Origin of the sequence: Brevibacterium casei CIP 102111 (assembly GCF_900169275.1) — a bacterium.
GTDB lineage: Bacteria > Actinomycetota > Actinomycetes > Actinomycetales > Brevibacteriaceae > Brevibacterium > Brevibacterium casei.
In genome coordinates this window covers 581,043-599,157 of record NZ_FXZC01000002.1, presented here as the reverse complement: position 1 = coordinate 599,157, position 18,115 = coordinate 581,043, and the positions used below count along the sequence as shown (strand labels likewise).

At 68.6% G+C, this 18,115-nt stretch carries 18 protein-coding genes; 17 read left to right on the top strand and 1 reads right to left on the bottom strand.

The window, feature by feature from the left end; genetic code table 11:
• Positions 1 to 12 precede the first annotated feature (12 nt).
• From obgE to BC102111_RS06415, 8 genes are all read left to right on the top strand, one after another.
• Entirely contained in the window at positions 13 to 1,557 is a 1,545-nt protein-coding gene (gene obgE, locus BC102111_RS06445; protein WP_101623854.1) for a GTPase ObgE, read from the top strand.
• The gene (proB, locus tag BC102111_RS06440) at positions 1,554 to 2,720 is read left to right on the top strand and encodes a glutamate 5-kinase (RefSeq protein ID WP_095375864.1); all 1,167 of its coding nucleotides are present in this window, start codon (positions 1,554 to 1,556) and stop codon (positions 2,718 to 2,720) included. The genes obgE and proB overlap by 4 nt, the downstream gene beginning before the upstream one ends.
• A 3-nt stretch (positions 2,721 to 2,723) precedes the next feature.
• A complete protein-coding gene (locus BC102111_RS06435; RefSeq protein WP_101623853.1) occupies positions 2,724 to 4,013 on the top strand; it encodes a glutamate-5-semialdehyde dehydrogenase in 1,290 nt (429 codons plus the stop codon).
• Between the two features lie 97 nt (positions 4,014 to 4,110).
• Complete coding sequence (locus tag BC102111_RS17725) at positions 4,111 to 4,263, top strand: hypothetical protein (RefSeq protein WP_167560205.1); 153 nt, start codon at positions 4,111 to 4,113, stop codon at positions 4,261 to 4,263.
• A gap of 1 nt (position 4,264) precedes the next feature.
• The gene (nadD, locus tag BC102111_RS06430) at positions 4,265 to 4,870 is read left to right on the top strand and encodes a nicotinate-nucleotide adenylyltransferase (RefSeq protein ID WP_040340979.1); all 606 of its coding nucleotides are present in this window, start codon (positions 4,265 to 4,267) and stop codon (positions 4,868 to 4,870) included.
• A complete protein-coding gene (locus BC102111_RS06425; RefSeq protein WP_101623852.1) occupies positions 4,863 to 6,269 on the top strand; it encodes a hypothetical protein in 1,407 nt (468 codons plus the stop codon). The genes nadD and BC102111_RS06425 overlap by 8 nt, the downstream gene beginning before the upstream one ends.
• Positions 6,270 to 6,304: 35 nt before the next feature.
• Positions 6,305 to 6,712 carry a ribosome silencing factor gene (gene rsfS, locus BC102111_RS06420; protein ID WP_009375441.1) on the top strand — a complete coding sequence of 136 codons (408 nt, stop codon included), beginning with the start codon at positions 6,305 to 6,307 and terminating at the stop codon, positions 6,710 to 6,712.
• Complete coding sequence (locus BC102111_RS06415) at positions 6,709 to 7,305, top strand: histidine phosphatase family protein (RefSeq protein ID WP_101623851.1); 597 nt, start codon at positions 6,709 to 6,711, stop codon at positions 7,303 to 7,305. Before rsfS ends, BC102111_RS06415 begins: the two co-directional genes overlap by 4 nt.
• A 23-nt stretch (positions 7,306 to 7,328) precedes the next feature.
• On the opposite strand, the gene BC102111_RS06410 is transcribed toward BC102111_RS06415, so the two are convergent.
• The gene (locus BC102111_RS06410) at positions 7,329 to 8,459 is read right to left on the bottom strand and encodes a glycosyltransferase family 4 protein (protein ID WP_101623850.1); all 1,131 of its coding nucleotides are present in this window, start codon (positions 8,457 to 8,459) and stop codon (positions 7,329 to 7,331) included.
• Positions 8,460 to 8,567: 108 nt separating this feature from the next.
• On the opposite strand from BC102111_RS06410, the gene BC102111_RS06405 reads away from it, so the two are divergent.
• From BC102111_RS06405 to efeB, 9 genes are all read left to right on the top strand, one after another.
• A complete protein-coding gene (locus BC102111_RS06405) occupies positions 8,568 to 11,618 on the top strand; it encodes a DUF4040 family protein (RefSeq protein WP_101623849.1) in 3,051 nt (1,016 codons plus the stop codon).
• The gene (locus BC102111_RS06400) at positions 11,615 to 11,947 is read left to right on the top strand and encodes a sodium:proton antiporter (RefSeq protein ID WP_009375449.1); all 333 of its coding nucleotides are present in this window, start codon (positions 11,615 to 11,617) and stop codon (positions 11,945 to 11,947) included. Before BC102111_RS06405 ends, BC102111_RS06400 begins: the two co-directional genes overlap by 4 nt.
• Positions 11,944 to 13,461, top strand: a complete 1,518-nt coding sequence (locus BC102111_RS06395) for a monovalent cation/H+ antiporter subunit D family protein (protein ID WP_009375450.1) — start codon at positions 11,944 to 11,946, stop codon at positions 13,459 to 13,461. Before BC102111_RS06400 ends, BC102111_RS06395 begins: the two co-directional genes overlap by 4 nt.
• The gene (locus tag BC102111_RS06390) at positions 13,458 to 13,886 is read left to right on the top strand and encodes a Na+/H+ antiporter subunit E (RefSeq protein WP_162909019.1); all 429 of its coding nucleotides are present in this window, start codon (positions 13,458 to 13,460) and stop codon (positions 13,884 to 13,886) included. The genes BC102111_RS06395 and BC102111_RS06390 overlap by 4 nt, the downstream gene beginning before the upstream one ends.
• Positions 13,883 to 14,143, top strand: coding sequence for a monovalent cation/H+ antiporter complex subunit F (locus BC102111_RS06385; RefSeq protein ID WP_009375453.1), 261 nt, complete (start codon positions 13,883 to 13,885; stop codon positions 14,141 to 14,143). Before BC102111_RS06390 ends, BC102111_RS06385 begins: the two co-directional genes overlap by 4 nt.
• Positions 14,143 to 14,565 (top strand): cation:proton antiporter, encoded by a 423-nt coding sequence (locus tag BC102111_RS06380; RefSeq protein WP_009375456.1) that lies wholly within the window; start codon positions 14,143 to 14,145, stop codon positions 14,563 to 14,565. Before BC102111_RS06385 ends, BC102111_RS06380 begins: the two co-directional genes overlap by 1 nt.
• A 119-nt stretch (positions 14,566 to 14,684) precedes the next feature.
• Positions 14,685 to 15,536 (top strand): iron uptake transporter permease EfeU, encoded by an 852-nt coding sequence (gene efeU, locus BC102111_RS06375; RefSeq protein ID WP_101623847.1) that lies wholly within the window; start codon positions 14,685 to 14,687, stop codon positions 15,534 to 15,536.
• A 132-nt stretch (positions 15,537 to 15,668) separates the two neighbouring features.
• Positions 15,669 to 16,820, top strand: coding sequence for an iron uptake system protein EfeO (efeO, locus tag BC102111_RS06370; protein ID WP_101623846.1), 1,152 nt, complete (start codon positions 15,669 to 15,671; stop codon positions 16,818 to 16,820).
• A complete protein-coding gene (gene efeB / locus BC102111_RS06365; protein WP_101623845.1) occupies positions 16,820 to 18,070 on the top strand; it encodes an iron uptake transporter deferrochelatase/peroxidase subunit in 1,251 nt (416 codons plus the stop codon). The genes efeO and efeB overlap by 1 nt, the downstream gene beginning before the upstream one ends.
• The last annotated feature ends 45 nt before the right edge of the window (positions 18,071 to 18,115 follow it).

The following is an 18,115-nucleotide window of genomic DNA, read 5'->3' as shown; positions in this document are numbered from 1 at the left end:
TATAAGGACATCATGGCCACCGAGTTCATTGACCGTGTCACGGTCCACCTGGCCGCCGGCGACGGCGGAAACGGCTGCACCTCGATCCGGCGGGAGAAGTTCAAGCCCCTCGGCGGCCCCGACGGCGCCAACGGCGGCCGCGGCGGCGACATCACCTTCGTCGTCGACCCGCAGACGACGACGCTGCTTCCTCTGCACCACCGCCCCCACCTCAGGGCCGACGGCGGAGGCATCGGCAAGGGCGACCTCCGCCACGGCGCCGACGGCAAGGACCTCATCGTCCCCGTCCCCGACGGCACCGTGGTCAAGACGCAGTCGGGTGAGGTCCTCGCCGACCTCGTCGGACCCGGCACCGAATTCGTCGCCGCCGCCGGCGGCCGCGGCGGACTCGGCAATGCCGCGCTGGCCTCGACGAAGCGCAAGGCCCCCGGCTTCGCCCTCCTCGGTGAACCCGGAGAGTCCTCGACGCTCGTCCTCGAACTCAAGACCATCGCCGACGTCGCCCTCGTCGGCTATCCCTCGGCGGGGAAGTCGAGCCTCATCGCCGCGCTCTCGGCCGCGAAGCCGAAGATCGCCGACTACCCGTTCACGACGCTCGTGCCCAACCTCGGCGTCGTCGAGGCCGGCGACGTCCGCTACACGATCGCCGACGTCCCCGGGCTCATTCCCGGGGCCTCCGAGGGCAAGGGCCTCGGACTCGAGTTCCTCCGCCACGTCGAACGCTGCGCGGCCCTCGTCCACGTCATCGACATGGCGACGTGGGAGCCCGGTCGGGATCCCGTCTCCGACCTCGAGACCATCGAGTCCGAACTCGCCGCCTACTCCGTCGACCTCGGCGACGGCACGAGCGACCTTCCCCTCTCCGAACGCCCGAAGCTCGTGGCACTGAACAAGGTCGACATCCCCGACGGCCGCGAACTCGCCGACATCGTCCGCCCGGACCTCGAGGCGGCGGGCTACCGCGTCTTCGAGATCTCCGCTGTCAGCCATGCGGGCCTGCGCGAGCTCTCCTTCGCCATGGCCGGCCTCGTCGCCGCTGAACGCGAACGCCGCGCGGAGCTCGAGGCGGTGCCCCAGCGGGTCGTCATCCGACCCAAGGCCGTCGACGACAGGGGCTTCGAGATCCGTTCCGAACGCGACTCCGACGGTCCGGTCTTCCGCGTCCTCGGTGACAAGCCCGAACGCTGGGTCGTCCAGACCGACTTCGCCAACGACGAGGCCGTCGGCTACCTCGCCGACCGGCTCGAGCGCCTCGGCGTCGAAGAGGCGCTGTTCAAGGCCGGTGCGAAGCCCGGCGACACCGTCGTCATCGGCGAGGGCGACGGCGTCGTCTTCGACTGGGATCCCACGAGCGTCGGCAGGGCCGAACTGCTCGGGTCCCGCGGCACCGATCTCCGCCTCGAGGAGGAAGCCCGCGCGAGCCGCAAGGAGCGCAAGGCCGCCTACCACGAACGGCAGGACGCGAAGGCCGCGGTGCGTGCCGAGTTCGAGGCCGAGCGCCTCGCCGAAAGGGCCGCGCGGGCACGCGGCGACGCCGAGCCCAGCGACGACCGATGACCGCGACGACCCGCTCGCAGGAGGCCGGCGCAGCGGTGCGCGCGGACATCGCGGCGGCCAAACGCATCGTCATCAAGGTCGGGTCGTCGTCGCTGACGACGATCGACGGCGGACTCGACGAATCCCGCCTCGTTGCCCTCACCGACGCGATCGCCGCCCACCGGGCCGAAGGCCGCGAGGTCGTCCTCGTCTCCTCCGGTGCGATCGCCGCCGGCCTCGAACCCGTCGGGCTGCGCCGCCGCCCCCGCGACCTCGCCACCCAGCAGGCGGCTGCGGGCGTCGGACAGGGCCTCCTCATGGCCGCCTACACCCGGGCACTGGGCCGCTGGGACCTCGTGCCCTCCCAGGTCCTCCTCTCCGCCGACGACCTCATCCGTCGCACCCGGTACCGCAACGCCCAACGGGCCATCGACAGGCTGCTCACCCTCGGCACGCTGCCGATCGTCAACGAGAACGACGCGGTGGCGACGGAGGAGATCCGGTTCGGCGACAACGACCGGCTCGCCGCCCTCGTCGCCCACCTCTCCCACGCCGACGCCCTCGTCCTCCTCTCCGACGTCGACGCCCTCTACACGGGCCCGCCCCACCTGGACACCTCCTCCCGGATCGGCCATGTCGCCGGTCCTGACGACCTCGGCGGGGTCGCGATCGGGGGAGTGGGCTCGGCCGGCACGGGCACCGGGGGCATGGCGACGAAGGTCGATGCCGCGCTCATGGTCACCGATTCGGGCATTCCCGCCGTCCTCACCTCGGCGGACAGGGTCGGCGAGGTGCTTGCGGGCGGAAACGTCGGCACGGCGTTCTCCGTCACCCACCGTCGCCGCGGCACGCGTCTGCTCTGGCTGCGGCATCTGGCGCGGACCTTCGGCTCGGTGACGATCGACGACGGCGCCGCGACGGCCGTGCGTTCACGCGGGACGAGTCTGCTCGCCGCCGGGGTCGTCGGCGTCGACGGCGAGTTCGAGGCAGGTGACCCTGTCGAGATCCGCAGTCTGAGCGGAGAGACCGTGGCGAGGGGGATGACGAACTTCTCCTCCGCCGAGCTGCCGATGATGTTCGGGCTGACCACAGAGGAACTTGGCACCCGCCTGGGAAGTGACTACCGTAAAGAAGTCATCCATCGCAACGATCTCGTCCTCACCCACGTGAGCGGGAGGAGCTAGTCCATGACCGCAGCAGCCGACATCCACCCCAAGACCGTGCGCGGGGTGACGAGGATCGCGCGGAACGCGAAGGCGGCCGCCGCTCGTCTGGCCACGACCTCGACGGCGGAGAAGGATGCGGCACTGCAGGCGATCGCCGAGGGGCTGCGCGAGTCCTCTGCCCGCATCGTCAAGGCCAACGAGAGCGACCTTGCCAAGGGTGCTGAGAACGGGATGAGCGAATCGCTCCTCGACCGCCTCCGCCTCGACGAGGCGCGGATCGCAGCGATCGCCGATTCCGTCGAGCAGGTCATCGACATCCCCGACCCGGTCGGCACCACGGTCCTCGGGCGCACCCTGCCCAACGGGATCCGGCTCACGCAGTCCCGCGTGCCCATGGGCGTCATCGGTGCGATCTACGAAGCCCGCCCCAACGTCACCGTCGACATCGCCATCCTCGCCCTCAAAGCCGGCAACGCTTCGATCCTGCGCGGAGGCTCGGCAGCGGAGCACACGAACGCCGAACTCGTCTCCGTCCTCCGCCGTGCCGTCGAATCCGTCCGGTTGCCCGCCGACACGATCAGCACGATCGACCAGTACGGACGCGACGGGGCGAGCGTGCTCATGAACTCCCGCGACTACGTCGACCTCCTCATCCCGCGCGGCGGCGCCGAGCTCATCAACACCGTCGTCCAGGATTCGATCGTCCCCGTCATCGAGACCGGGATCGGCAACGTCCACATGTTCATCGACTCCTCGGCGACCGTGAAGACCGCCGTCGACCTCGTCATCAACTCGAAGACGCAGCGCCCGAGTGTGTGCAACTCGCTCGAGACGCTCCTCGTCCACGAGAAGGCCGCGAAGCGGATCCTGCCGAAGCTCCTCGAGCGCCTCGAGGCGGCCGGCGTCGTCGTCCACGCCGACTCCGATGTCGCCGCCCTGGCCCCGCAGTCGATGCGCATCCGCCGCGTCTCCCGGCGGGACTGGGCCAAGGAGTACCTCGACCTCGAACTCGCGGTCAAGCTCGTCTCCGGCATCGACGAGGCCATCGACCACATCCGTGCCTACACCTCCGGACACACCGAGGTGATCGTGACGAAGGACATCGACAACGCGGAGACCTTCGTCACAGCCATCGACGCCGCCGCCGTCGGCGTCAACGTCTCCACCCGGTTCACCGACGGGGGAGAGTTCGGCTTCGGCGCGGAGGTCGGGATCTCGACGCAGAAGCTCCACGCCCGTGGTCCGATGGGCGTCGAGCAGCTGACGACGACGAAGTGGATCATGCAGGGAAACGGGCAGATCCGCGACTGACTTCGCCCATGTCGCTGCACGCGCAGCCGACATGACGTGAGAAACTGATGGGACACCACACCGGTCACCGCCGGTCCGAGACACAAGGAGCACTACCGTGAACGCAACTCTGCTGGCAGCCGCCGAAGAAGCAGCGGCCCACAACGAGCTGCCGATGGAGCCGATCGGCTACGGACTCATCACCCTGGCGATCTTCCTCACGATGGCCGTCGTGGCCCGGTCGTGGAAGGGCATCTCCTACCGCCACTGATATGGCAGATCGCACCCGTCGGGTCGGTGTCATGGGCGGCACCTTCGACCCCATCCACCACGGGCACCTCGTCGCCGCGAGCGAGGTCCAATCGACCTTCGACCTCGACGAGGTGATCTTCGTCCCCACCGGTCGGCCCTATCAGAAGGACGCCCAAGAGGTCACCGATGCCGAGCACCGATACCTCATGACCGTCATCGCCACGGCGTCGAACCCGCGGTTCCGCGTGTCCCGCGTCGACATCGACCGGCCCGGTCCGACGTACACGATCGACACCCTGCGCGACCTCACCGCCAGCCTCGGCGAGGACACGGAGATGTTCTTCATCACCGGCGCAGACGCTTTGGCTCAGATCCTGACGTGGAAGAATGTCGATGAGCTGTTCTCCTTGGCGCACTTCGTCGGGGTCAGCCGACCCGGCCACGAACTGCGCAGCGAGGGACTGCCCGTCGACCGGCTGAGCCTGGCGCAGATCCCGGCGCTGGCGATCTCGTCAACGGACTGCAGACAACGGGTGATGGACGGAGCCCCGGTCTGGTACCTCGTGCCCGACGGCGTGGTGCAGTACATCGCGAAACATGACCTGTACAGGAGTGATAATGGCTGAAGAGCAGTTCACGTCACGGCGTGCCAGGCGCGAAGCCGAGCGTCTGGCCGCCGAACAGGAGTTCGAGGCCAGGTCGACCCCTGCACAGCCGACGGAGACGAACCGGGCCGACCTCCTCACGCCGCCGGAGCGTCCGGTGGAGAAGCCCAAGGCCCCCGCCGAGGTGGTCCAGGACTCCTCCTCGCGCATCGATCCGGCGCCGGCGGAGAAGGTCGCCCACGAACGCGGTGCGCTGGCCTCGGACCACCTCCCGCAGGAACGTCCCCCGGTCAACGCCGCGGATCGCCTCGATCCCCGGCGTGCGCCGCTGCCGCATTTCGAATCCCGTGCCGAGCGCAAACGCTACCTCCGCGAACACGGACTCTCCCTCGACGGTGATCTCTCGACGGGCGCGATCCCCGTCATCGCTGAACCCGAGGAGTCGCAGCCCGACGCGGACGCCCGACCCGTCGAACACGAATCCTTCGACACCGCCGGCTTCGGGGGCACCTCCGACGAGGTGGCCGCACGCGACTTCGAGTCCCCGGTGACCCCGGACTCGGCACCGCGCCCTGCCGCACCCGAGGACGCCCCCGCCCGGCCGACCGGCTCCGCACCTGCGGAGTACACCGTTGCGAAACCCGCCGACGCGCCGGGCAAGGGCACTGCGCCGAACCAGGAGGAGTCGAAGGCTCCCGACGTGAAGGCGGAGAAGGTTCCCGCACCGGGTGAGAAGCCCGCTGCGCAGACCGACGCGACCCCGAACACGCCGGCGGTCAAGCAGGCCGGGACGTCCGCGGCGGCGGAGAAGCCGGCCGCACGGGCGGGCACCGACGCAGAGTCTGCCGCGCCGGCGACACCGTCGAAGACTGCCGACCGTGAGGCGACGACGCGTTCGCGGCGGATGCCGATCGTCCAGCCGCCGGCGACGAAGGGCGTGCGCGTCGTCACCGCCGCCTCGGCGCAGGTGAGCGAGACGACGACGGAGACGGGGGCACGGGAGACCGAGATCACCGAGACCGAGGTCGTCGAGACCGCGACCGCGTCACCGACGTCGACCCCGCGGACCGGGACGACGTCGCCGACCGACGGGGCCGAGACAGCGAAGAAGGACGCGCGGGCGGGTGACGAAGCGGAGTCCGCGCAGTCGGCCGACGACGCCGCCCGGGCGCTGGCCGCGAACCCGGAGACCCGGCCGATGGATGCCGTCCCCGAGGCATGGGCTCTGCCGAACGCCGACTACGAGGACGAAGAGACGGAGAACCCGCCGGGACACCGGATCAAGGCGAGTGCCGTGACCGGTCACGACGGACAGATCCTTGTCGGCGAGGAGCCGTCCAAAGTACCCTTTATCGTGCTGGGCGTGGCGGCGCTCTTCGCCGTCGCCCTCATCGTCATCGCCCTCGTCATGCTGCTCTGACCTCCCGACTGCTCTGACCATCCCGAAAGGACCGCGTGGACACCACCGAACTGCTGAGGACGGCCGCGAAGGCCGCCGATGACAAACTCGGCACCGACATCGTCGCCCTCGACGTCAGCTCGACCCTCTACATCACCGATGCCTTCCTCATCGTCTCCGCCGACAGCGAACGGCAGGTCGGCGCGATCGTCGACGGTGTCGAGGAGGCCCTGCTCAAGGAGCTCGGCCGCAAGCCGCTGCGCCGCGAGGGCCGAGGTTCGGGCGATTGGGTGCTGCTCGACTACGGCGACATCGTCGTCCACGTCTTCTCGTCCGAGCAGCGGGAGTACTACGCCCTCGAGCGTCTGTGGAAGGACGTCCCGGTCATCGACGTCGGACTCGGTGACGAGTCCGGGCAGGCGACCGGGACCGAGGAGACGCCCGGCGAGACCGACGTCCGATGACGAAGACCGTCGTCGTCTGGCGACACGGTCAGACCGACTACAACGTCGCCCGGCGGTTCCAAGGGCAGTCGGACATCGCTCTCAACGCGGTGGGACTCGAACAGGCTGAACGCGCGGCCGTCGCCCTCGCTGAACTCCACCCCGATATCATCGTCTCCTCCGACCTCCTGCGCGCCGCGGCGACCGCAGACCAGCTCGCCGAACGCGTCGGACTGACCGTCAGCCGTGACGCACGGCTGCGTGAGACCTCGTTCGGCGACTGGGAGGGACTGACCCGCGACGAGATCGCCCGGACGTGGCCCGATGAACTCCACGCCTGGATCTCCGGAGCCGACACGCGTCCGCCCGGGGGAGAGACCCGAACCGAATCCGGTCACCGCGTGGCCCGGGCCATCACCGACATCGTCACCGGCACCGATGCCGAGTCGATCGTCATCGTCGCCCACGGTGCCGTGCTGCGCGCCGCCTCCGAGGAGCTGCTCGGGATGAGCGGCACCGGCCGCCTCGCCGTGCTCGGCAACTGCGGCCACGGCGAGTTCGGCTTCACCGGCGACACGTGGGTGCTGCGCCACTGGGGGACCGCAGCGGTCTGAGACGCTCCCGCGCCGACCACCGCTCATCTGCGCGCTGCGTGGACCGTCCTGATGAGGTCGACGAGGGCCGCGGCAGAGGCGTCCCAGGAGAACCGCTGTGACGCCTCCTGTCCCGCCGCAGCCGTCTCTTCCCATGTGCGCGGATCGGTGAGCTCACCGACCGCAGCGGCGATCGACGCCGGATCGTCCTCATCGAAGAAGACCGCGGCATCGCCGGTGATCTCGTGGAAGATCGGGATGTCCGAGACCGCCACCGGCACCCCTTTGGCCATCGCTTCGATGACGGGCAGACCGAATCCTTCCGCGCGGGAGGCCGTGACGAGGGCCGTCGCCTCGGCGAGGAGATCGGCGTACTCCTCATCGCTGACCCCACGGTGGAAGACGACCCTGGCCCGGTCGGGGATGAGGGCTCGCAGCTGCGCCTCTCTGCGCCCCTCGATCCGGCTTGCGATGTGCAGGGTCCAGCCCGGCAGGTGCTCGAGCGCGCGGATGAGCGATTCGACGTTCTTATAGGGCATGAACGAGCCCATGTAGACCAGCGATCTTGCGCCCGCGCGGTTCGTCGTCCGCGGCTCGGTGACACTCACCTCCGCGGCATTCGAGACCACCGTCACCGGGCGGGTCGTGAGGTGGTGGTCGGCGATGAGGGACTTCGTCGTCTCACTCACCGCGGCGATGGCATCGGCCCGGTTGAGCAGCAGTCGCTGGGGAGCGAAGCTGAGATGGTAGAGGCGCCAGAGCAGACGCACAGGGGCGGGAAGATCGGCCGGCGGCAGCGGATGCGAGTAGTAGATGAGGTCGTGGACGGTGAGGATGAGCCCGTAGCGGCGACCCGTCGACCCCATGACCTGCATCGTCGAGAACACGACATCGGCACCGAGCGCATTGAGCCGGCGTGCGATGCCGACCTCGGACGGCGACGTGGGGGAGTTGAGCCGCACCCACCGGCACGGCGGCAGGAGCCCGAGCTGCGCCTCGTCGCTGATGATCGCCGTCACCTCGATGTCCGTGCCCGCGGTGGCCTCGAGCAGAGCGGCGAGCAGGCTGGATCCGTACCGGGAGATGCCGTCGTGGTGGGGGGTCCGGGTGAACCGGGCATCGAAGAAGACGCGGATGGGAGAGGAGGTCTGAAGGCCGTCTGAGTTTTTGCTCATGGAACTCCGAGTCGATAGTCTGAACATTCGAAAGTGAGCGTTCGCCGCGACGAAGGGCCAGTGAGTGAAGGAACCAGCACCTGCGTCCGAAGCCCTGAGGCTCCGGTCATGATCCTAACGATAATCGCCCTCGCCGCCCTCGTCGTCCTCACCCCTCTCCTCACCCGCCTCTTCGGTCGGGCCGCGGGATGGCCGCTGGCTGCGGCCTACCTCGGCGTGGCTGCCCTCTTCACGCCCACTGCCGCCGAGGTGATGGCCGGGTCCGATCCCGAAGCGACGCTTCCGTGGGTGCCGAGTCTCGGCGTCGACCTCGCTCTGCGCGCCGACGGCATCGGCGTGGTCTTCACCTACATCGCCCTCATCATCGGCGCGATCGTCTTCGTCTACTCGACGGCCTACCTGCCCAGGGGAGGAGGGGAGACGAGCTTCTACTGGCTCATGGTCGTCTTCACCTTCTCGATGGTCGCGCTCGTGCTCAGCAACGACCTCATCGTCCTCTTCGTGTGCTGGGAGCTGACTTCGCTCGCCTCGTTCTTCCTCATCGCCCGCTCCGGCTCGCCCGGACAGGCACCGTCCCTGCGCACCCTGCTCATCACCTTCATCGGCGGGCTCACCCTCCTCGTCGCCGTCGGCGTGACGATCGCGGCGACGGGGACGACGAACCTCCACGAGGCCCTCGTCTCCGATGTGTGGGCCACCCAGCCGGCCGTGACGACGCTCGTCGCCGTCCTCGTCGCCGTCGCGGCGATGACGAAGTCCGCGCAGTTCCCGTTCCACTCGTGGCTGCCCGATGCGATGGCCGCCGCCACCCCGGTCTCCGCCTACCTCCATGCGGCAGCTGTGGTCAAGGCAGGCATCTTCCTCATGATGCGCTTCTCGCCCGCCTTCCACGCCACTCCCGCATGGAACGTCATCCTCGTGTCAGCAGGCCTCATCACTGCCTTCATCGGCGGCTGGTTCGCCCTCAACCAGCATGACGTGAAGAAGCTCATGGCGTACTCGACGGTCTCCCAGCTCGGGCTCATCACCGCCGTCATCGGCGTGGGCACCGAGGCCGCGATCGCCGCGGCCGCCCTCCACGTCATCGCCCACGCGCTGTTCAAGTCGGGGCTGTTCATGATGGTCGGCGTCGTCGACCACCTCGCCGGCACCCGTGAGCTCACCCGCATCCCGCGCCTCATCGGCCCGGCTCCGGTCGCCTTCGCCGTCATGGCGCTCGGGTGCGCCTCGATGGCGGGCATCCCGCCGCTGCTCGGATTCGTGTCCAAGGAGTCGCTGTTCACCGCGCTCTTCGAGGTCCCCGGCTCCGGGTGGATGCTCTTCATCATCGCCGTCGCCGCCTCGGTGCTCACCTTCGCCTACTGCGCGAAGACCGTGTGGGGCGCGTTCATCGACGGCAAACCCGTAACGAAGAGCGAGCTCGGGCACTCCTCACCGGTCATGCTCATCGCCGCCGGACTGCCCATCGTCGCCTCCCTGCCGCTGAGCTTCGTCCTCTTCGTCTTCGACACCCCGCTCACCGAGGTCGTCGCCGCCGCGATCCCCGGTGAGCCCGAAGAGGTCCATGTGAAGTTCTGGCATGGATTCACCCCTGAGCTCTTCGCCTCTGCCCTCATCATCGCCATCGGCATCATCCTCATCATCAACCGGTCGAAGGTCTTCGCGTTCTTCCACCGGGCGCGGCTGAGCTTCGACGGCGCCGACGTCATCAACGGCATCGTTGTGGGCCTCATCCGCATCGGCCGCGGGCTGAGCATCGTCGTGCGCCCGATGAACTCGGGACCCTACCTCGCGACGAGCCTCGGCGGACTCGCCCTCATCGCTTTCGTCTCGGTGCCCGTGATCTTCCCGAACCTGCCGCCGCTGCAGGACAACCTGTGGCGGGCCCCCGACGTCGTCCTCCTCGTCCTCATCACCATCGCCGTCCTCGTCGTGTGCACCTCGCACTCGCGCCTGACCACCGTCGTCTCCCTCTCCGCCGTCGGCATCCTCGCGACCGTGCAGATCCTTGCGCTCGGGGCGCCCGACGTCACGCTCACGCAGCTGCTCGTCGAAGCGATGACGATCATCGTCATCATGCTCGTCCTCCAGAAGCTGCCGCGCTCGTTCTGGCGGTACTCGAAGCGCCTCCAGTCCACCCGTGCGCTCTTCGCGATCCTCGTCGGCGCCGCTGTCACCCTGCTCACGCTCACTCTCAACGGGCGCCGGGAGCGGTCGCTGGTGGGCATGTACTACATCGAGAACGCCCCGGAGATCAGCGGCGGGCACAACATCGTCAACACGATCCTCGTCGAGTTCCGAGCCCTCGACACGCTCGGCGAGCTCACCGTCCTCGGCATGGCCGGGATCGCGATCGTCGCCGTGATGTCGACAGTCAAGGACCGCTACATCGACCCTCCGGCGGAGAACATCCCGGAGCCGCCGAGGCGGGCGTGGGTGACCGTGCGGCCGAAAGGCACGAGCGCCTACCGCGGCGTCCACGAAGCGTGGCCCAACGTCATCCCCCTGCAGCTGACGATCAAGGTCCTCGGTCCGCTGCTCGTCGTCACCTCACTGCTCATCTTCTGGCGCGGGCACAACGAGCCCGGAGGCGGCTTCATCGCCGCCCTCATCGGCTCCGCGGTCATCGGGCTGCTCTACATGTCCACAGCCAAGGACCGGGCGATCGGTCCGCCGCGCGCCCCGCTCTACCTCATCGGCGTCGGCATCGGCATCGCCATCCTCACCGGTCTCCTCGGCCTTGTCGTCGCCGGGTCCTTCCTCGAGCCGATGCAGGTCTACATCCTCGGTGAGAAGTACACCTCGTCCCTGCTCTTCGACGTCGGCGTCTACCTCGCCGTCCTCGGGCTCATCCTCCTCTCCTTCAACCTCCTCGGCGTCTCCGACTCCGCGGCGACGCCGGCCGGCGACGATGTGCTCACCGACGGGATCATCCGCCGCGATGTCGAGCGGACCCGCGAACGCGCCGACGAACTCCTCTACGGTGAGCTCAAGGGCCCGATGGAGTCGATCAGGGGTGAGCGTCCCGGCCTCGGCGACCGCATCGCCGCGCGCGGATCCGACCGGAAGGTGAGAGCCTCGACGACGCACATCCTCGACGGAAACGCACCGCTCGACCGCGGTGAAGCCCCGACCACGGCTGAGGGGGAGACCCGATGATCCTGGCCATAACGATCGGCGTCCTCACCGCGGGCGGCGTCTACCTCATGATGCAGCGGTCGATGGTCCGCGGTGTCTTCGGCCTCACCCTGCTCTCGCACGCAGCGAACTTCGTCCTCCTCTCGGCCGGCGTCGGTGCGTGGCGGGTCGAACCGCTCAGCGGCCGCGGCGACCAGAGTCTCGCAGCGGACCCGCTGCCGCAGGCGTTCGTCCTCACCGCCATCGTCATCACCCTGGCGGTGACGATCTTCATGCTCGCCCTCGCCGTGCTCGGCCACGACGACGACCAGAAGCGCGCCCCCGAGACCGGGGAGGTCCGCGAATCGTGAACTCATCGCTCCTGCTCCTCCTCGTCGGCCTTCCGCTGCTCGCCTCGGCGCTCAGCGTCCTCATCACCTCCCGGACCCTCGACCGGGTCCTCCTGCTCGCCGTGCCCTCGTTCGTCGGCCTCAGCGGCCTCGGTCTGCTCGTCCTCCACCAGCGGATCCCGGTCATCGCCCACGACGTCGGCGGCTACATCCCGGGACTGGCGATCCCGTTCGTCTCGGACTCGTTCACAGCGCTCATGCTCGTGCTCACCTCCCTGACAGCGCTCGTGAGCTGCATCTTCCTCATCAACACCGGCGAGGACCAGTACCGGTTCGTCCCGGCCCTGGTGATGATGATGCTCACCGGCGTCTACGGGGCGCTGCTCACCGGCGACCTCTTCAACTTCTTCGTCTTCATCGAGGTCATGGTCCTGCCCGCGTACGCGCTCATCGCGGTCACGGGAACGTGGCGCCGCCTCGGCGTGGGACGGATGTTCGTCATGGTCAACCTCCTCACCTCGACGATCCTGCTCATCGGGGTCGGTTTCGTCTACGGTGCGACCGGCACGGTCAACCTCGCCGTCCTCGCCCAGCTCGGCACACCCACAGGGCAGGGAGCGCTGGCGCTCGGCATCGTCCTCTTCGCGATGCTCGTCAAAGCCGGCGGTGCTCCCTTCCACGGCTGGCTGGCACGGTCCTACCCGAACACCTCGGCGGGGATGATGGCGCTCTTCTCCGGTCTCCACTCGAAGGTCGCGCTCTACGCGATCTACCGAGTGTGCACGACCGTCTACGGGGAACCGCCGGCGTGGGCGAACCTCATCGTCGTCATCGCCGTGCTCAGCATCATCCTCGGCGCGCTCTCGGGCTTCGGGCAGAACCGCGTGCGCAACGTCCTCGCCTTCCAGATGACCGCGAGCGTCGGCCACACCCTCGTCGGCGTCGCCCTCCTCACCGTCGCCTCGCTCGCCGCGGGCGCGTTCTACATGGTCCACAGCATGATCACGATGGCCGGGCTCCTCCTCGTCATGGGCGCGGTCGAGCAGACCTACGGCACGGGATCGTTCAAGAAGCTCTCCGGGTTGGCGAGCCGGGAGAAGTGGGCGAGCGTGCTCATGGTCCTCGGCCTCTTCTCCCTCATCGGGCTGCCGCCCACCTCGGGCATGTGGGCGAAGATCGGACTCATCCGGGCGGCGACCGGAGTCGGTGACGCCGCCGGCTGGTGGATCGTCACGGCGATCGTCGTCGGGGCGCTCATCTCGATGCTCGCCCTCCAGCGGACGTGGCGGAACACGTTCTGGGGCCCGCCCATGCAGTCCTACCGGCCCGACTCCGCGGAGACCGGGCGTGCACCGACCGAACCGGTCCCCGACGGACTGCGCATCCCCGCGCGCCTGCTCGTGCCCGGGACGATCATGATCGCCGTGTCCGTGGCGATCTTCGTCTGGCCCGAACCGCTGCTCGAGGTCACGGCGCGCGTCGCCGAAGGCCTCCTTGACCACACCGACTACATCGAGGCGGTGACGACACCATGAGACGCGTGATCAACGGCCTCTCCTACGTGTTCTTTATCCTCTGGGCCATCATCGTCGGCACCGCGAAGGTCGTCGGCCACCTGTTCCGGGTCAACCGCCCCTACGCCCACCCGATGATCGTCGAGGTGCCGCTGCGGTGCCGCACGGACCTCGAGGTCACCCTGTTCGCCTCCTCGATCACCATCACCCCGGGCACGCTCGTCACCGCGATCGCCGCCGGCACGGCGACGACCCCGCCGGTCCTCTTCGTCCACGCCCTGTTCGAGGACTCCGAGGACGCCGCCCTCGAGGGCCTCTACGACATGGAGTCGCGGCTGCTGGCGATGACTCGGGGACGGGCCCCGCAGAGTCCTCCCTCGGGCGTCGCCGAGGTGGAGGCGAACTGGATCGACCCGGGTTCGGCCGGAGAGAGGGGCAGACCATGACCGTCATCGTCGCCGTCTGTGCGATCATCCTCGCCGTGGCCATCGTCATCGGCCTCATCCGCGTCATCACCGCGAAGGACCTCGGCTCCCGGGCCGTCGTCAGCGACCTCGTGTACTTCTGCGCGGTCGGCATGCTCACGATCATCGGGATCCATGTCTCGTCCTCGATCGTCCTCGATGTCATCTTCCTCGCCTCGATGGTCGGCATCCTCGCCACCATCGCGCTCTCCCGCATCCTCACGAGGGGGCATCGCTGATGAATGAGCTCACCGCAACCATCCTCGTCGGCGTCTTCGGGATCACCGGCTCCCTCATCGTCCTCGCCTCGGCGCTGGCGATGTTCCGGGTCCGCGACGCACTCTCGCGGATCAACGTGTTCTCTCCTGCCACCGGTCTCGGCCTGCCGCTCATCGCGCTGGCCGCCTACGTCAGCGATCTCTACGTCGAGGGCTTCAGCGTCACGTCTCTGCTCGTCCTCCTCGCCACGATCCTCTGCCTCATCATCGTCTCCTCGGTCGCGAGCAACACGCTGTCGCGCGCGAGCGTGCTCTCGGGACAGCCGATCTACCGCAAGACCTCGCCGAACCGGCTGGCGCAGCCCCCGGAGGGGATCGAGGACCCGGACCCCGCGGATGCGGAGCCGGTGACGAAGGACGACCGGCCCGGGCCGAACGGCTGAGAACCAGTAGCTGAGAAGCGGAAACATCGCACCGACAGCTGAGGATTAGGTGAGCCTTCCCTTATGCTAGGATGAGCGAGCCGCAGACGCCGGCGCGCCATCTCAGCAGAAAGCCAGCCATGTTCCAGACGTTTCTCATCGGCCTGCGTGAGGGCCTCGAGGCCGCTCTCATCGTCAGCATCCTCATCGGCTATCTCGGGCGCATCGGCCGCACCCGGGAGATCCGGGCGATGTGGTGGGGGATCGCCGCGGCCATCGTCGTCTCCCTCGGCTTCGGTGCCCTGCTCACCTTCGGACCCTCGACCCTGACGTTCGAGGCCCAGGAATTCATCGGCGGCACCCTCTCGATCATCGCCGTCGGCTTCGTCACGTGGATGATCTTCTGGATGGCGCGCACAGCCAAAGGGCTCGCCGGCGAACTGCGAACGGCCGCGGACAGAGCCCTCGACGGTCCGCTCATCGGACTCGTCGTCCTCGGCGCCTTCTCGGTGGGGCGCGAAGGACTTGAAACCGCCCTCTTCCTCTGGGCGGCCACCCGCGCGAACGCCTCGGCGGGGGCGTCCGCCCTCGGTCTCACGCTCGCCGCGGTCGCGGGCATCCTCATCGCCGCCGCCCTCGCGTGGCTCATCGCCAAGGGACTGCTCCGGCTCAACCTCTCTCGGTTCTTCACGTACTCGGGGGCGTTCCTCATCATCGTCGCCGCCGGCGTCCTCGCCTACGGGTTCCACGATCTGCAGGAGGCGGGGATCATCCCCGGACTCCACTCGCTCGCCTTCGACGTCTCTGAGGCGATCCCGCCGACGAGCTGGTACGGCGTGCTCCTCAAGGGAATCTTCAACTTCTCCCCGGCCACGACCTGGGTGGAGTTCACCGTGTGGTGGCTCTACGTCATCGTCGTCGGCACGCTCTTCGTCCGCGGACTGCGCTCCGCGCCGAAGCCCGCGGCCGCTCCGGCCGCAGCCACCGCCTGACTTCGCGTCCTCGGGCCCGCTCCCGACGACGCTTCGCGCTCCCGCTCCACCGCGGGCGCACCGCTCCGGACCGCGACCTGCGGACCGTCACCTCCTCCGCTCAGCCAGCGGAGACTCACCCCAAGGATGGATATGAGAACCCTCAACCCCAGCGTCGCCGTCGTCATGGCCGTCGGCGGGGCACTGCTGCTCACCGGCTGCGAGCCCAACGCCGACCAGGGCGGCGCGATCGCCGTGACGAGCACCGACGACTCGTGCGAGGTCGCCGCGACCGAGGCACCGGCGGGCACCCTGAAGTTCGACGTCACGAACGAAGGATCGAAGGTCACCGAGTTCTACCTCCTCGGTGAGGACGGGCTGCGGATCATCGGCGAGGTCGAGAACATCGCCCCGGGACTCGAACGCTCGCTGACGGTCACCGCACCCGAAGGCAAGTACTTCACCGCGTGCAAGGCGGGCATGGTCGGCGACGGACTGCGCGGGGACTTCACGGTGACGAAGGGTGAGGGCGGTGAGCAGGTCAGCGCCGAGGACTCCCAGCTCGCCGAACAGGCGACGACCCAGTACTCGGCCTACGTCAAGGACCAGACCGAGCAGCTGCTCACCGGCACCGAGGACTTCGCGAAGGCGTACAAGGCGGGGGACGACGACAAGGCGCGCGAACTCTACCCGAAGGTGCGCACGAACTGGGAGCGCATCGAACCCGTCGCCGAGTCCTTCGGCGACCTCGACCCCAAGCTCGACCTGCGTGAGGCCGACCTCGAGGACGGCCAGGAGTGGACGGGCTGGCACCTGCTCGAGAAGGACCTCTGGCCGCCGCAGGACGGCTACACGGCGCTGAGCAACGCGGACAGGGAGAAGTACGCCGATCTCCTCATCGAGGACACGAAGGTCCTCTACGATCGCACCAGGGAGATGACGTTCACCCCCGACCAGCTCTCGAACGGGGCGAAGGAGCTCCTCGACGAGGTCGCCACGGGCAAGGTCACGGGTGAGGAGGAGACGTGGTCGCACACGGACCTCTGGGACTTCCAGGCCAACGTCGACGGCGCCAGGGTCGCGTATGAGGATCTCAAGCCGCTGCTGGCCACCCGGGACAAGGAGCTCGACGAGACGCTGAGCACCCGGTTCGCCGATCTGCAGACCCTGCTCGACGGACACCGGAAGGGCGAGGGCTTCGTCCTCTACACCGAGCTGAGCAAGGACGAGGTCAAGGAGCTCTCCGACGCCGTCAACGCGCTCTCCGAGCCGCTGTCGCAGCTCACCGACAAAGTGGTCGGCTGATGAGCGACCGGCCAGGCGTCTCCCGACGCGCGATGTTCGGCGTCGGGGCGGGCACACTTGCCGCCGGTGCCGCCGCGGGCTTCTTCGCCCATGACCCGATCGCCGAGGCAGTCGGGGCGGAGAACGACATCGTCGACTTCTTCGGGCGGCATCAGGCCGGCATCGTCACCGAAGCGCAGGACCGGATGTGCTTCGCCGCCGTCAACGTCCTCACCGACGACCGGGACGAGCTCATCGACCTCCTCAAGCAGTGGACGGCCGCGGCGGCGAACCTCAGCCGCGGTCTGCCCGTCGTCGAGGACGGCGTGGCCGGGGGCTCTCGGTTCGCTCCGCCGATGGATACGGGGGAGGCGCAGGGGCTGAGCGCCGGCCACCTCACGGTGACCATCGGTTTCGGGCGCAGCCTCTTCACCGACGCCGACGGGCAGGACCGGTTCGGCATCGCTGACCGGCTGCCACCGGGTCTCATCGAGCTCCCGCACTTCCCGGGCGACCGCCTCGACGAGGCGCGAACCGGTGGGGACCTGTGCATCCAGGCGTGCGCGGACGATCCGCAGGTCGCCGTCCACGCGGTGCGCAACCTCATCCGGATGGGCTTCGGCATCGTCTCGACCAGGTGGATGCAGCTCGGCTTCGGGCGCACCGCCTCGACATCGCCGAAGCAGGAGACCCCGCGCAACCTCTTCGGGTTCAAGGACGGGACGGCGAACATCCGCTCCGATGAGGAGAAGGCGCTGGGCGAGCATGTGTGGGTGCGCGATGGGTCGTGGATGGACGACGGCTGCTACCTCGTCGCCCGGCGGATCCGGATGCACATCGAGACGTGGGACCGGGAGAGCCTCGACGGTCAGGAGCAGATCTTCGGGCGCACGAAGATGACCGGGGCACCGCTGTCCGGGGGTGAGGAGTTCACGGAGCCGGACTTCGCGATGGCAGGGGCAGGGAATCTGCCGATCATCCCAACGAGTTCGCATGTCCACCTCGCTCATCCGAAGCAGAACGGCGGCACTCGGATCCTGCGGCGCGGATACAACTATGCCGATGGCGCCGATGCCCAGGGCAACCTCGATGCGGGCCTGTTCTTCATCGCCTTCGTCGCCGATCCCGCCAGCGACTATGTGCCGATGCAGAACCGCCTCGCGAAGGAGGATGCGCTCAGCGAATACCTCCTTCACACCGGGTCCGGGCTCTTCGCGATCCCGCCCGGGGTGAACGAGGGCGGGTGGATCGGCCAGACGCTGTTCGCGTGAGGTGGGGGCCCGGGTGCTGGGTACCCGGGCACTGAGCTGAACTCA

Coding starts and splice junctions, on each gene's coding strand:
- BC102111_RS06390 (WP_162909019.1), top strand. CDS start 13,458: ATGAGACGCGTGATCAACGGCCTCTCCTACGTGTTCTTTATCCTCTGG.
- BC102111_RS06385 (WP_009375453.1), top strand. CDS start 13,883: ATGACCGTCATCGTCGCCGTCTGTGCGATCATCCTCGCCGTGGCCATC.
- efeB (WP_101623845.1), top strand. CDS start 16,820: ATGAGCGACCGGCCAGGCGTCTCCCGACGCGCGATGTTCGGCGTCGGG.
- proB (WP_095375864.1), top strand. CDS start 1,554: ATGACCGCGACGACCCGCTCGCAGGAGGCCGGCGCAGCGGTGCGCGCG.
- BC102111_RS06435 (WP_101623853.1), top strand. CDS start 2,724: ATGACCGCAGCAGCCGACATCCACCCCAAGACCGTGCGCGGGGTGACG.
- obgE (WP_101623854.1), top strand. CDS start 13: ATGGCCACCGAGTTCATTGACCGTGTCACGGTCCACCTGGCCGCCGGC.
- BC102111_RS06415 (WP_101623851.1), top strand. CDS start 6,709: ATGACGAAGACCGTCGTCGTCTGGCGACACGGTCAGACCGACTACAAC.
- BC102111_RS06400 (WP_009375449.1), top strand. CDS start 11,615: ATGATCCTGGCCATAACGATCGGCGTCCTCACCGCGGGCGGCGTCTAC.
- BC102111_RS06380 (WP_009375456.1), top strand. CDS start 14,143: ATGAATGAGCTCACCGCAACCATCCTCGTCGGCGTCTTCGGGATCACC.
- BC102111_RS06425 (WP_101623852.1), top strand. CDS start 4,863: ATGGCTGAAGAGCAGTTCACGTCACGGCGTGCCAGGCGCGAAGCCGAG.
- efeO (WP_101623846.1), top strand. CDS start 15,669: ATGAGAACCCTCAACCCCAGCGTCGCCGTCGTCATGGCCGTCGGCGGG.
- BC102111_RS06405 (WP_101623849.1), top strand. CDS start 8,568: ATGATCCTAACGATAATCGCCCTCGCCGCCCTCGTCGTCCTCACCCCT.
- efeU (WP_101623847.1), top strand. CDS start 14,685: ATGTTCCAGACGTTTCTCATCGGCCTGCGTGAGGGCCTCGAGGCCGCT.
- BC102111_RS06410 (WP_101623850.1), bottom strand. CDS start 8,459: ATGAGCAAAAACTCAGACGGCCTTCAGACCTCCTCTCCCATCCGCGTC.
- nadD (WP_040340979.1), top strand. CDS start 4,265: ATGGCAGATCGCACCCGTCGGGTCGGTGTCATGGGCGGCACCTTCGAC.